Source organism: Azospirillum agricola (assembly GCF_017876095.1).
Classification (GTDB): Bacteria; Pseudomonadota; Alphaproteobacteria; order Azospirillales; family Azospirillaceae; genus Azospirillum; species Azospirillum agricola.
Genome location: NZ_JAGINM010000023.1, coordinates 64,094 through 77,469, shown reverse-complemented (window position 1 = coordinate 77,469; position 13,376 = coordinate 64,094). Strand labels below are relative to the sequence as shown.

13 protein-coding genes are annotated in these 13,376 nt (G+C 69.9%); 1 reads left to right on the top strand and 12 read right to left on the bottom strand.

What is annotated here, in order from left to right:
* Positions 1–70: 70 nt before the first annotated feature.
* The 12 genes from pcaF to J2847_RS27105 all read right to left on the bottom strand — a co-directional run bounded on the left by pcaF (position 71) and on the right by J2847_RS27105 (position 12,878).
* Complete coding sequence (pcaF, locus tag J2847_RS27160) at positions 71–1,279, bottom strand: 3-oxoadipyl-CoA thiolase (protein WP_209781894.1); 1,209 nt, start codon at positions 1,277–1,279, stop codon at positions 71–73.
* A 34-nt stretch (positions 1,280–1,313) separates the two neighbouring features.
* Positions 1,314–1,769 carry a hydroxyphenylacetyl-CoA thioesterase PaaI gene (paaI, locus tag J2847_RS27155; protein ID WP_209781893.1) on the bottom strand — a complete coding sequence of 152 codons (456 nt, stop codon included), beginning with the start codon at positions 1,767–1,769 and terminating at the stop codon, positions 1,314–1,316.
* Positions 1,762–3,282: a 3-hydroxyacyl-CoA dehydrogenase PaaH gene (gene paaH, locus J2847_RS27150; RefSeq protein WP_233474818.1), complete on the bottom strand. Its 1,521-nt coding sequence runs from the start codon at positions 3,280–3,282 to the stop codon at positions 1,762–1,764. Before paaH ends, paaI begins: the two co-directional genes overlap by 8 nt.
* Positions 3,279–4,082: a 2-(1,2-epoxy-1,2-dihydrophenyl)acetyl-CoA isomerase PaaG gene (paaG, locus tag J2847_RS27145; RefSeq protein ID WP_209781892.1), complete on the bottom strand. Its 804-nt coding sequence runs from the start codon at positions 4,080–4,082 to the stop codon at positions 3,279–3,281. Before paaG ends, paaH begins: the two co-directional genes overlap by 4 nt.
* A complete protein-coding gene (gene paaN / locus J2847_RS27140; RefSeq protein WP_209781891.1) occupies positions 4,079–5,761 on the bottom strand; it encodes a phenylacetic acid degradation protein PaaN in 1,683 nt (560 codons plus the stop codon). The genes paaG and paaN overlap by 4 nt, the downstream gene beginning before the upstream one ends.
* Before the next feature lie 48 nt (positions 5,762–5,809).
* Positions 5,810–6,895 (bottom strand): 1,2-phenylacetyl-CoA epoxidase subunit PaaE, encoded by a 1,086-nt coding sequence (gene paaE / locus J2847_RS27135; protein ID WP_209781890.1) that lies wholly within the window; start codon positions 6,893–6,895, stop codon positions 5,810–5,812.
* 47 nt (positions 6,896–6,942) lie between these two features.
* On the bottom strand, positions 6,943–7,464 hold the full coding sequence (gene paaD / locus J2847_RS27130; protein ID WP_209781889.1) for a 1,2-phenylacetyl-CoA epoxidase subunit PaaD: 522 nt from the start codon (positions 7,462–7,464) through the stop codon (positions 6,943–6,945).
* A 7-nt stretch (positions 7,465–7,471) separates the two neighbouring features.
* Entirely contained in the window at positions 7,472–8,236 is a 765-nt protein-coding gene (paaC, locus tag J2847_RS27125) for a 1,2-phenylacetyl-CoA epoxidase subunit PaaC (RefSeq protein WP_209781888.1), read from the bottom strand.
* A gap of 32 nt (positions 8,237–8,268) precedes the next feature.
* Positions 8,269–8,571 carry a 1,2-phenylacetyl-CoA epoxidase subunit PaaB gene (gene paaB / locus J2847_RS27120; RefSeq protein WP_085553924.1) on the bottom strand — a complete coding sequence of 101 codons (303 nt, stop codon included), beginning with the start codon at positions 8,569–8,571 and terminating at the stop codon, positions 8,269–8,271.
* A gap of 24 nt (positions 8,572–8,595) precedes the next feature.
* The gene (gene paaA, locus J2847_RS27115; RefSeq protein WP_209781887.1) at positions 8,596–9,597 is read right to left on the bottom strand and encodes a 1,2-phenylacetyl-CoA epoxidase subunit PaaA; all 1,002 of its coding nucleotides are present in this window, start codon (positions 9,595–9,597) and stop codon (positions 8,596–8,598) included.
* A 694-nt stretch (positions 9,598–10,291) separates the two neighbouring features.
* Positions 10,292–11,983, bottom strand: a complete 1,692-nt coding sequence (locus tag J2847_RS27110; RefSeq protein WP_209781886.1) for a sensor histidine kinase — start codon at positions 11,981–11,983, stop codon at positions 10,292–10,294.
* Between the two features lie 70 nt (positions 11,984–12,053).
* Positions 12,054–12,878 (bottom strand): Crp/Fnr family transcriptional regulator, encoded by an 825-nt coding sequence (locus J2847_RS27105; protein WP_209781885.1) that lies wholly within the window; start codon positions 12,876–12,878, stop codon positions 12,054–12,056.
* Between the two features lie 235 nt (positions 12,879–13,113).
* Between J2847_RS27105 and J2847_RS27100 the strand changes: the two genes are divergently transcribed.
* A complete protein-coding gene (locus J2847_RS27100; protein WP_085553928.1) occupies positions 13,114–13,347 on the top strand; it encodes a hypothetical protein in 234 nt (77 codons plus the stop codon).
* Positions 13,348–13,376: the final 29 nt, after the last annotated feature.

The following is a 13,376-nucleotide window of genomic DNA, read 5'->3' as shown; positions in this document are numbered from 1 at the left end:
ATGGTGCGTTTCTCCCGTTTCCTGGATCGTTCTTCGGGTCCGGCGCTTTTGGTGGCCGGTTCTTGGTTGTTCAGACGCGTTCGACGATCATGGCGATGCCCTGGCCGACGCCGATGCACATGGTGCAGAGCGCGCGGGACGCCTTGCGGTCCTCCAGCTCCATCACGGCGGTGGCGACCAGGCGGGTGCCGCTGGCGCCCAGCGGGTGGCCCAGCGCGATGGCGCCGCCGTTGGGGTTCACATGCGCGGCATCGTCGGGCAGGCCCAGCATCCGCAGCACCGCGAGGCCCTGCGCGGCAAAGGCCTCGTTCAGCTCGATCACGTCCATGTCGGCGATGGTCAGGCCGAGGCGGGCCAGCAGCTTCTGCGAGGCCGGGGCCGGGCCGATGCCCATAACGCGCGGCGCCACGCCGGCCACGGCCGTGCCGGCGACGCGGGCGCGCGGCGTCAGGCCGTAGCGCTTCACCGCCGCCTCCGAGGCGACGATCACAGCGGCGGCGCCATCGTTGACCCCCGACGCGTTGCCGGCGGTGACGCTGCCGCCCTCCTTGCGGAAGGGGGTGCCGAGCTTGGCCAGCGCCTCCAGCGTGGTGTCGGGGCGCGGATGCTCGTCCTCGGCGACGACAACCGGGTCGCCCTTGCGGCGGGGGATGCGGACCGGGACGATCTCGCGGGCAAAGCGTCCGGCTTCCTGGGCGCGGGCGGCGCGCTGCTGGCTGCGCAGGGCGAAGGCGTCCTGGTCGGCGCGGCTGACGTTGTAATCGGCGGCGACGTTCTCGGCGGTCTCCGGCATGCTGTCGATGCCGAACCTGGCCTTCATCAGCGGGTTGACGAAGCGCCAGCCGATGGTCGTGTCGGCGATCTCGGCCGAGCGTGAGAAGGCGCTGTCGGCCTTGCCCATCACGAAGGGCGCGCGGGTCATGCTCTCGACGCCGCCGGCGACGATCAGGTCGGCCTCGCCGGCCTTGATGGCGCGGGCGGCGATGGCGATGCTGTCCATGCCGGACCCGCACAGCCGGTTGATGGTGGTGCCCGGCACGCTGTCGGGCAGGCCGGCCAGCAAGGCCGCCATGCGGGCGACGTTGCGGTTGTCCTCGCCGGCCTGGTTGGCGCAGCCGAGGATCACGTCGTCCACCGCCGACCATTCGACGCCGGGGTTGCGCTCCATCAGCGCCTTCAGCGGCACGGCGGCGAGGTCGTCGGGGCGCACCGGGGCCAGCCCGCCGCCATAGCGGCCGAACGGGGTGCGGACGGCGTCGCAGAGAAAGGCTTCGCTCATGATTTGCTCCACCAACGAACAGATGGTGGCCGACTCAGCCGAGTTCGACCACGTTTCCCTTGATGCGCGCCGATTGGCCACGGAACAGGCCGACGACCGCGCCGTCCTGGTTGGTGACGGTGACGTCGTAGACGCCCGACCGGCCGCGCCGGTGGACCTCGCGGCATTCCGCCGTGAGCTGGTCGCCGAGCTTCGCCGGGGCGGGGAAGGTGATGGAGCAGCCGGCCGCCACCGTCGCCTCGTTGGCGGCGTTGCAGGCGTAGGCGAAGGCGGTGTCGGCCAGCGTGAAGGTCATGCCGCCATGGCCGATGTCATGGCCGTTCACCATGTCCTTGCGCACGATCATGGTCATGCGGGCGTAGCCGGGGGCGATCGCCAGCAGTTCGATGCCGTGGGCCCGGGCGCAATGGTCGCGCTCGTACATGCCGCGCCCGACCGCCTCGGCGACGGCCTGGGCCTCGGTGGAGGCGGCGGCGTTGGTCTCACTCATGGAAGCGGGTTCCTCCCCAGATCTTGCGGCGCAGCAGCGCCGAGGCGCGGTAGCGGTCCTCGCCGTAGGCGCGGGCCAGCGCGTCGAGCGCCGCCAGCACGCGGGTTCCGCCGATGCGGTCGGCCCAGCTCAGCGGTCCCAGCGGGTAGTTGACACCCTTGGTCATCGCGAGGTCGATGTCGGCGGGGGAGGCGACGCCCTGGAACGCCGCGTCCGCCGCCTCGTTGGCGAGCATGGCGACGGTGCGCAGGACGATCATGCCGGGCGCGTCGTCGATCACCGAGACGTTCTTGCCGAGCGCCTGGAACAGCCCGGCGGCGCTGGCGAGAGCCTCGGCCGGGGTGCCGTCGGCGGCGGCCAGGGCGACGCGAGTCGCCTTGCTCCAGTCCAGCGCCAGATCGAACAGGACCAGGGGCGTCCGGCCGTCCTCGACGGCGCGCTGGGTGGCGCTGCGTCCGTCGGTCAGGGCCAGCGTGACACCGTCCACCACGAGGACGCCGTCGCCGGGCCGTTCCTCGACCGTCGCCCCGGCGTCCCGCAGCAGGCCGGGCAGGGCGGCGGCGGGACCGAGGTCGCCCTCGACCGTGACGCGCGACGGGCGCGGGCCGGCGGCGGCCTCGCTCGTCGCTGGCCGGGCGGCACCGGGGCTGTGGTCGTAGAAGCCGCGTCCGCTCTTGCGGCCGAGCCGTCCGGCCTCGACCAGCTCCTGCTGGATCAGCGAGGGCTGGAAGCGCGGGTCGCCGAAATAGGCGGCGTGGACCGAGCGCGTCACCGCGAAGTTCACGTCATGGCCGATCAGGTCCATCAGCTCGAACGGCCCCATGCGGAAGCCGCCAGCCTCGCGCATCACCGCGTCGAGGGTGGCGGGGTCGGCGGCGCCCTCCTGGAGCAGCCGCAGCCCCTCGGCGTAGAAGGGGCGGGCGACCCGGTTGACGATGAAGCCGGGGGTGGAACGGCAGCGCACCGGACTCTTGCCCCAGGCACGGGCCGTGTCGGCCAGGGTATCGAGAACATCGGCGGCGGTCGCCAGCCCGCTGACCACCTCGACCAGCGCCATCAGCGGCGCCGGGTTGAAGAAATGCAGGCCGGCCAGTCGCTCCGGCCGCGCCACTCCGGCCCCGATGGCGGTCACCGACAGGGACGAGGTGTTGGTCGTCAGGATGGCGTCGGGGGCGACGACGGCCTCGATCCCGGCGAACAGGCGGCGCTTGACGTCGAGATCCTCGACGATCGCCTCGACGAGCAGCCCGGCCGGGGCGAGGTCGGCAAGGCCATCCACGGCGCGCAGCCGGTCCAGCGTGGCGTCGCGCTCGGCGGGGCTGCGCTTGCCCTTTTCGACCAGCGCGGTCAGGGCCTTGGCGATGGCCTCGATGGCGGCCCCGGCGGCGCCGGGGCGGGAATCGAACAGCAGGACCGGATGGCCGGCTTGCGCCGCGACCTGGGCGATGCCCTGGCCCATGGCGCCGCTGCCGACCACGGCCACGGTGACGGAGGGGGACAGGGCCGCCATCATCGGCCCTCGAAGTTCGGCGCGCGCTTCTCGATGAAGGCGGCAACGCCCTCCCGGTAGTCGCTGGACTGGCCGGCCTCCCGCTGGAAATCGCGCTCCAGGTCGAGCTGGGTGTCGAGGTCGTTGGTGGAGGAGGCGTGAATCGCCCGCTTGATCAGCGCCAGCCCGTGGGTTGGCTGGGTGGCGAGGTGGCGGGCCAGGACACCGGCCTCCTCCATCAGCCGCTCGTCGTCCACCGCCTTCCAGATCATGCCCCAGGCTTCGGCCTGCTCGGCCGGAACCTTGTCGCCGAGCATGGCGAGCGCCATGGCGCGGGCCTGGCCGACCAAGCGCGGCAGGGTCCAGGTGCCGCCGGAATCGGGGATCAGCCCGATCTTGCAGAAGGCCTGGATGAAGCTGGCCGAGCGGGCGGCCAGCACGATGTCGCAGGCCAGCGCGATGTTGGCCCCGGCCCCCGCCGCGACGCCGTTGACCGCGCAGACCACCGGCATCGGCAGGTCGCGCAACGTGCGGATCAGCGGGTTGTAGTTGGTCTCGATCGAGACGCCGAGATCCGGCCCCTTGGAGCCGGGTGCGACGGCCCGGTCGGACAGATCCTGCCCGGCGCAGAAGCCGCGCCCGGCGCCGGTCAGCAGCAGGCAGCGGACGGAGCGGTCCTCCCGCACCTCGGCCAGCGCTTGGCGAAGCTCGTCGTGCATGGCGGCGGTGAAGCTGTTCAGCCGGTCGGGGCGGTTCAGGGTGACGGTGGCGACGCCGTCGGCGATGGTCAGAAGGATGGTCTTTTCGGTCTCCGAGGCGCTCATTGGGCGGCCTCCGCCACGACGGGGACGCGGCTCTGCACGACGCGGAAGCGGTTGGCGACGAAGGCGAGGTCGCACAGCGCCGCGTTGGCGGCCGGGTTGGCGCCGGTGCCGTGGAAGTCGCTGAAGGCCGCCGACTGATTGACGAAGACGCCGCCGGTCAGGTTGACCGACAGGGCGACGCCGGCCTCGACGAAGGCGTCGGTCGCCTGTTCGATCAGGGCCGGGTCGGTCGAATAGAGGCCGGCGGTCAGGGCTCCCCTGGTGCGGGTCAGGCGGGCGGCGCGCTCCAGGCTGTCGGCGGTGGAGTCGGTCTTCACGACGATGGCGATCGGGCCGAACAGCTCATGGCCGTACTTGTCCTCGTCGGCGGCATCCATGGTCAGGATCAGCGGCGTGCGGACGCGGGCCTCGGGAAATCTCGGGTGGGCGATGGCGCGCGACGGCAGGGCGACCGTGCCGAGCTTGGATGCCTCCTCGATGCGGGCCAGCGTGGCGTCGGACTGGATGGCGCCCAGCACCTCGACGGCGCGTTCCGGGTCGGACAGGAACTTGTCCACCCCGCCGGCCAGCGCCGCCACCACCTGATCGAAGCCCATCCGCTCGGTGCCGGCCTGGATGCCGTCCTTCGGCACGAAGATCACCTGCGTCGTCGTGCACATCTGCCCCGAATAGAGGCTGAGCGTGAAGGCAAGGTTGCGGACCATGCCCTTGGGATCGTCGGTGCCATCGATCACCACCGTGTTGACGCCGGCCTTCTCGGTGTAGACCTGGGCCTGGCGGGCGTTCCGCTCCAGCCAGTCGCCGAAGCCGGTCGAGCCGGTGTAGTCGATGATCGCCACTTCCGGCCTCAGCGCCAGATCCTTGGCGATGGTGTCGCCGACGGCGAGCGTCACGAGGTTGGGGTCCAGCCCGGCCTCGGCCAGCACCTCGCGGGCGATCTTGACGGTGATGGCGAGCGGCAGGACGGCCGTCGGCCCCGGCTTGACGATCACCGCGTTGCCGGTGACGAGGCTGGCGAACAGGCCCGGATAGCCGTTCCAGGTCGGGAAGGTGGCGCAGCCGATGACCAGGGCGACGCCACGCCCGACCACCTCGAAGCGCTTGTCCATCACCAGCGGCGGGTTCTTGCCCTGCGGCTTCTCCCAGCGGGCGGCGGGCGCCTGGGCGGTCATCGCCGCCCAGCCATAGGCGACGGCCTCCAGCCCGCGATCCTGGGCGTGCGGGCCGCCGGCCTGGAAGGCCATCATGAAGGCCTGCCCCGTGGTGTGCATCACCGCGTTGGCGATTTCGAAGCTGCGGGCGTTCAGCCTTTTCAGGATTTCCACGCAGACTCCGGCGCGGCCGTCCGGCCCGGCCTTGCGCCAGCCCGGCATCGCCGCCTTGGCGGCCGTCAGGAGCGCGTCGATGTCCGACACCGGGTAGCTGATGCCGAGATCGATGCCGAAGGGCGAGCGCTCCCCGCCGGCCGTTCCGGTGGCTCCGGGCTGGTCCAGGACGAAGGGCTTGCCCTGATAGGCCGCGAAGGCCGCCTCGCCGTCCGCCGCCGCCGTCTCGCCATAGGCGCGCGGGCTCGGCATCTCGGGGAAGGCCGACCAGTAGGCCCGGCTGCGGCTGGCCTCGACGGCTTGGCGCAGCGTGGCCTCGTGGGTGGCGAACAGGGTCTGCGGGGTCGTGGTCATCGGGCGTTTCCTCGTTCTTTTATCGTGGTGCGCGGGCAGCAGGGCTCGTCAGGCGGCGTCGAAGTCGATGACGACCCGCTCGGTCAGCGGGCGCGACTGGCAGGTCAGGACGTAGCCGGCCTCGACCTCCCACGGTTCCAGGGAGTAGTTCTCGGCCATCTCGACCTTGCCCTCGCGCAGCTTGGCGCGGCAGGTGCAGCAGACGCCGGACTTGCAGGAATAGGGCAGGTCGGCGCCGTGCCGGTGGGCGGCGTCGAGGATGCTCTCGCCGTCATAGGCGAGCGCGAATTCCTTGCGCTTGCCGTCCTGGAGAATGGCGACGGTCGCGGCGTCGGCCGGGCTGTGGCTGTCGGCGGCGGTCTTCGGCCGGGCCGCGCGCGGACCGGGGGTGGTGCCGAACAGCTCCAGATGGATGCGCCCGGGCGGGGTGCCGGCCGCCGCCAGGGCGTCGCGCACCGCCTCGACCATCGGCTGCGGGCCGCACAGGAAGGCGGCGTCGAGCGATCCGGCGTCGATCGCCCCGTCGCACAGTTCACGCACCAGGGCGGCGTCGATGCGGCCGGACAGCAGCCCGGCCTCCTCCGGCTCGCGGCTGAGCAGATGGTGGATGACCAGCCGGTCCATGAAGCGGTTCTTCAGATCCTCCAGTTCCTCGCGGAAGATGATCGAGGAAACCGTGCGGTTGCCGTAGACCAGCAGGAAGCGGCTCCGGGGCTCGCGGGTCAGCGCCGTCTTCAGGATCGACAGGATCGGGGTGATGCCGCTGCCGGCCGCGAAGGCGACGTAGGTTCGCGCCGCCTCCGGGTCGAGCGGCGTGGTGAAGCGGCCCATCGGCGTCATCACGTCGATCACGGCACCCGGCGCCAGCGACTGGTTGGCGTGGGTGGAGAACAGGCCGCCCTCCACCCGCTTCACCGCGACGCGCAGTTCGCCTTCGTCCACCCCGGAGCAGATGGAGTAGGAGCGGCGGACCTCCTCGCCTCCCAGCGTCGTCTTCAAGGTGAGGTGCTGGCCCTGGACGAAGCGGTAACGGTCGGCGAGGTCGGGAGGGACGTCGAAGAGGATCGACACGGTGTCGGCGGTTTCCCGGCGGCACTCGCGGATGGTCAGCGGGTGGAAGCTGGGGGCGCTCATGGGGACGGGATTCCTTGTCGGGCGTACGGCCGCTCGGTCGGGGCCGCTCAATGGCATTTGAAGACGTCGAACGGTTCGAGGCAGGCGTTGCAGCGGTGCAGCGCCTTGCAGGCGGTCGAGCCGAAGCGGCTGATCTGCATGGTATCGGCGGAGCCGCAGAGCGGGCAGGCGACGGTCTCGTCGGGCGCGGTCAACGCGCGCTTGCCGGATTTCGGCGGCGGAACGATGCCGACCTCGGCCAGCCTGGCGCGGCCGCTGTCGCTGATCCAATCGGTCGTCCAGGGCGGGGCGATCACCACCGACACCCGCGCGTCGAGCCCGGCGCGTGCCAGCGCGGTCTCCACCTCCAGCACGATCACGCCGGTGGCCGGGCAGCCGGAGTAGGTCGGCGTCACCGTCACCGCCAGCCGGCCGGACGCGTCGCGCGCCACCGAGCGGACGATCCCGAGCTCGACCACGCTCAGCACGGGGATTTCCGGGTCCATGACCGTGGCCAGGGCATCCCACGCGGCCGTCACCGCCGCATCGGCTCCCGGCTCCGGTCCCCAGCAGCCTGCTGCGTCGGGCATGGTCGCCTCACCACACCGCGTCGGGGTAGGCGCGCGGCAGGAACTGCATTTCGGCCAGCAGATAGCCGAGATGCTCGCTGTGCTCGCCGCGCCGGCCGCCCTTCTGCATCCAGCCGTCGGTCGGGCGGTCCAGCGTGGCCTCCTCCAGCACCGCGGCGACGCGGGTGTTCCAGGCGGTCCGCAGCTCGGCCGGATCGGGGGCGATGCCGGCGGCCACCAGCGTGTCCTCGGCGGCGTCGCGCTCGAACATCTCGCCGGTGTAGGACCACAGGCGCTCCAGCGCGTCCGCGACCCTGGCGCGGCTGACATCGGTGCCGTCGCCGAGCCGGATCAGCCAGTCGGCGCTGTGGCGGACGTGGTAGCGCACCTCCTTCACCGCCTTGGCGGCGATGCCGGCCAGCGTGGGGTCGGCCGAGGCGGCGAGGCGGCCGTACAGCTCGACCGCCCAGGAATCATGCAGGAACTGGCGCACGATGGTGTGGCCGAAGTCGCGGTTGGGCTGCTCGGCCAGCAGATGGTTGCGGTAGTCGAAGACGTCGCGCCGGTAGGCGAGGCGATCCTCGTCGCGGCCCTTCCCCTCGATCTCGCCCGCGTAACTCAGCAGCAGGCGGGCGTGGCCGACGAGGTCCAGCGCGACGTTGGTCAGCGCGATGTCCTCCTCCAGCTCCGGTGCGTGGCCGCACCATTCCGACAGCCGGTGCCCGAGCACCAGGCTGGTGTCGCCCAGCCGCAACGCGTAGCCGAAGAGGGCCTGTTGGCGATCCGTGCTCATGCGATGGCCTTCCGGGTCAGATGGTCTTCATGTCAGATGTTCTTCACGGCGGCGGGGATGTCGTAGAAGGTCGGATGGCGGTAGATCTTGTCGTCCGCCGGCTCGAACAGGCTGGCCTTCTCGGATGGGTCGGAGGCGGCGATGCTGGCCGCCGGCACCGCCCAGATGCTGACGCCCTCGCCGCGGCGGGTGTAGACGTCGCGGGCGTTGTCGAGCGCCATGCGGGCGTCGGCGGCGTGCAGGCTGCCGACATGCTTGTGGCTGAGGCCGTTCTTCGGGCGGATGAAGATCTCGAACAGCGGCCAGTCCTTGCGATCGGTGTTTGGCGGGGCCATGGTCTCTTTCCCTCGTGTCTCTTGTCAGCCGGCCTTCTTCAGCGCGCGGGCGGCGCGCTTGGCGGCGTGGGCGCTGGCGGCCTCGCGCACCCAGGCGCCCTCGTCCCACGCCTTGCGGCGGGCCTCGATGCGCTCGCGGTTGCAGGGGCCGTTGCCCTTCAGGATTTCGTTGAATTCGGTCCAGTCGATGGCGCCGAAGCGGTGATGGCCGCTCTCGGGGTCGAGGCGCAGGTCCGGGTCGGGGATGGTCAGACCCAGGAACTCGGCCTGCGGGACGGTGGCGTCGACGAAGCGCTGGCGCAGCTCGTCGTTGGAGAAGCGCTTGATCTTCCAGGCCATGTTCTGGGCGGAGTGGGCCGACTGGTCATCGGACGGGCCGAACATCATCAGGGCCGGCCACCACCAGCGGTTCAGCGCATCCTGCGCCATCCGCTTCTGCTCCGCCGTGCCGGTGGCGAGCGCCAGCATCAGCTCGTAGCCCTGGCGCTGGTGGAAGCTCTCCTCCCGGCAGATGCGCACCATGGCGCGGGCGTAGGGGCCGTAGGAGCAGCGGCAGAGCGGCACCTGGTTCATGATGGCGGCACCGTCGACCAGCCAGCCGATGGCGCCGATGTCGGCCCAGGTCGGCGTCGGGTAGTTGAAGATGCTGGAATATTTGGCCTTGCCGGACAGGAGCTGCTCGACCAGCTCGTCGCGCGACACGCCCAGCGTCTCGGCGGCGCTGTAGAGGTAGAGGCCGTGCCCGCCCTCGTCCTGCACCTTGGCCAGCAGGGCGACCTTGCGGCGCAGGCTGGGCGCGCGGGTGATCCAGTTGCCCTCCGGCAGCATGCCGACGATCTCCGAATGGGCGTGCTGCGAGATCTGGCGGACCAGGGTGCGCCGGTAGCCCTCGGGCATCCAGTCGCGCGGCTCGATCTTCTCCTCGGCGTCGACGCGTTCCTGGAAGCGGTTGTCCTCGGCGGTCACCAACCGGGGCGGCGGCTGGGTGCCATGCTCGGTCTTGCTGTCCAAACCTTGCGTGTACATCGGCGTCCCTGCGATTGATTGCGCGTCCAACGAACTGTCTCGAAGGAAAATATGATACAGATCAATCCATGTAAAGCGCGATTATGTGTCATATTGGAATCGCTCCATGGGGGCGTCGAATCGGCGGCCGCCCTGGATTGCCGTCTTTCTGCGGTTGGCACGGGGGCGGTGCCGTGCGACGAGACGGGCGACGCCGACGATGCGATGTCCGATACAGATCGGAGGCCGGATCGCGGATTGCTGCGACGCAAATCGCGGGTGGCGAGGAAAGACGGCGTTTCCGGACACGCGGTTGCCCGAACGGCATGGCCGGCAAGGCATCTCGTCGGGACATCATCCGACGCGCCACCACTCCATCCGGAGCCTGGGTGCTCAAATCAATCTTAGGATGTGCTCTGCGTGGCGAAGAATTTCATGCGTTCGTGTTCAAAAAAACGGCAGAGACAATAAGATCCGATTCAAATTTTATTGAATTCGCCGCTGGTCGCGGCGTCCTTCACAGACTGGCCCTGGGACAACCTTTCATTATTCCCGAAATGGGAAGTGAATTTCCCGTTTGATGCAACTGAAGGGTTTATATTCCGAACCGTGGGCGCAACCGGATGCGTTTTATCCGAATCCTTGCGCCTGCCGGCGCGTCGCCCCAAGCAATGGCGGCGTGATCAGGATTGCGGTCCTGCGATGCGTTCCCGCCTCACGCCACGTCCTGGGGACGGAAGGTCATGATGAACCGTGCCCCTGGCGCGGCGTTCTCGACGGCCAGGGTGGCGTTCAACTGCCGGGTCAGGCCGTTGAGCAGCTTCATGCCCAGGCTTCCGTCCCTCCGGGGCAGCGTGTCGTCGGGCAGCCCGGCGCCATGGTCGCGCACCGTGAGGCGGAGCCGCCCGTCGGCGAGCTGGGAAAACCCGACCTCGACGATCCAGTTGCCTCCATCCGCCTCGGCCGGCTGCCCGTGCTTCAGGGCGTTGGTGACGAGTTCATTGACCATCAGCCCGACCGGCACCGCCTGGTCGGTCGGCAGATCGACCGGATCGGCGGTCACGACGATGCGCCAGAAGCGCTGACTCGCCAGCGTCGACTGCTCCAGGTCGGCGCACAGCGTCCGCAGATAGGGGGCGGCCGCCACCCGGCGGACATCGTCGGTCTGGTAGAGCTGGTCATGGACGCGGGCGATCGCCTGAAGGCGCGCCACCGTGTCGGCGAGCTGCTGCCGGACCTCCGGGGTGGAGCCGGTCTGCCCCTGCATCTGCACCAGCGCGCAGGCCAGTTGAAGGCTGTTCTTCAGCCGGTGGTTGACCTCCTTCATCAGCAGGTCGCGCTGGGCCACCGCTTCGGACAATTCCCTGGTGCGCTCGGCGACGCGCTCCTCCAGGTCGGCGTTGGAGCGGCGCAGCCGGGTCGCCAGCGTGGCCAGGGTGCTGCGGTGCGCATCCTCGGCCGACGCCCAGCGCAGGAGGATCCAGGCGCCCGCCCCGAAACCGAACAGCACGACCAGCCCCAGAGCCAACTGCGGCAGCATCAGGGCGAGCCAGCGGTCGAACTCCGCCCCCTTGGGCGGAATCGCCTCGACGAACAGCGGATAGGTACCGACCCTGCGGCGGGCCGGTTCCTGCCCGGTTTTGGCCGCCAACTCGGCCGGCGGCCCCTTGACCGCCAGCGTCCGCTGGTCGCCTAGGGTCCAGAAGACCGACGCGGGGCCGCCCGGAGGCAGCCGCGCCGGAGGCAGGGTCAATTCCATGGGTTTGAAGGACAGCGTCACGATTCCGGCGAAACCGCCGTCGGGCCGGCTCATCCGGCGGCTCAGCACGATGATCGTCGAGCCGTCCACCTGCGACGCCAGCGGTTCGCTGATCGCCAGGGCGTTGGCCGCCTCCGGCGCCGCGCCTCCGGGACCGGGGCGATGGGCGGCGAAATAGGGCCGGTCGGCGACCGAGAAGCCGGCCGGCAGATCGTCCTCCGTCGAGGCCAGCCGGCGCCCCTCGGCATCCCAGATTCCCAGTCGCATGACGGCCGGCATGAGGCCGCGCAGCCTCCGCAGCTCGGCCGACAGGCGGGCCGATTGGGCCGGGTCGCTCCAGCCGGTTTCCTCGCCCAGCTGGCGCAGCCGGTCGAGCATCAGGTCCGCGGCCTCGATGAAGCGGGCCGCGTGACCGGACAGCGTCTCCACCAGAAGTTCGGTTTCGCGCAGGACCTCGGTGTTCGTCTCCCGATAGGCGCGGTAGCCGGCGAAGGTGAGCAGCAGCGCCACGGTGACGGCGAGCAGGGCGGCGCCGATGCCCAGCCGGCGCACCATCCGCCGCACCTGTGCCGGCTGATCGCCGGGGGCGGGGGCGGCGAGCCGCTGGTCGAGGTTCGGGGGGACACCCTGGTCGGAGGCTTGGGTCAAGGCGTTCGTCTTTTCGGATGGTCGGAGATGAGGGGCGGGGAGCGCCGCTCCCCGGCGCGCGGGCCGAATCCTACATCTTCCGCCTGCCCTCGCCGGCGCCGCCGGCATGGGGGCGGCGCTCCTCTCCGGAAAAGGCGCGCTCCAACCGTTTCGGGGCACGGATCAGGTGGAGGTACAACTCGTCGAACTGCCCGACCGAGGCGAGCTGGCGGACGTCGTTGACGGTGATCCGCTGGCCGTTCAGCTCGATCAGGCCGCTGTCGCGCAGCCGGCGCAGGGTTCGGTTGATGTGGACGATGCTGAGGCCAAGGGCGTCGGCCAGGATCTCCTGGGTCACCGGCAGCGTGAAATGCCCGTTGTCCGCCATGTTGACGGTGGTGAGCCGGCGCAGCAGCTCGACGATCAGGTGGGCGGTGCGTTCCAGCGCGGTGCGCCGGCCGAGGCTGAGCAGCCGCTCGGCGACGATGGCCTCCTCGCGCGCCCCCGACCAGGCGAGCGCGGCGGCCAGACGGGGAAAGCCGCGGAACAGCTCGACGATCCGGTCGGGGGGGAAACACGCGACTTCGACCGCCGTCAGCGTGGTGACGCTGTGGTCGGCGGACTCGAACAAGGTCGAATACATCCCGATGATATCGCCGGGGAGAACAAAGTTGACGACCTGGCGGCGGCCGTCCGGCAAGGCCTTGTGACGGATCGCCCAGCCTTCACGCATAACGCGAACATCGCGGTACTTCTCTCCCTGCTGGAGAAGATCGCTGCGCGGCGGCTGACGTAAGATGTTCCTTTCAAGCTCAGAAAGATAAGCTTTCTCCTCATCCGTAAGGATTAGGTAGCTGCTGAGTTTGAGCCACAATGGAGTGGCTTCCGGCACGGATCTCGCCGAGGCGCGAGTCATGGTCGTCTCTTTGCTTTCTTTGATAGAATATTTGTCGCCTGAATGCCGGTCGTGCCTCTACCCCGATTAAGGGCAGCCACGAACGATTCAACCTTTCGGCCGGTACGGCTACAACATAGGTTAAGGGCATAAGAATTTTTCCCCGAACGGGTGTGACGGGGCCGATTTCGGCCTGTTGTTCAAGAGGTTCGGGACAGGATGATGCCGGAACCGTGGTAAACGACGGGGGCGAGACATGGCTGCGCAGGAGGAGGCGGCAGGGTTGGCCGCGCTCTCGATTTGTGAGTCGCTGATGATTGCGATGGTCGAAAAAGGGCTTCTCACCGTCGATGAGGCGCGGGGGACCCTGGAGGATGCCGCCGCCGCCCACCACGAGGGGGGGCTTCCGGCGCAGATCATCGAACGGCTGGTGGATCAGGTCAGCGTGGTGGTGCAGGCTTCGGTGCGGGGGCGTGACGGGGGCGGGTGAGAACCGACAGCCGCCGGGCACCCGTCGCC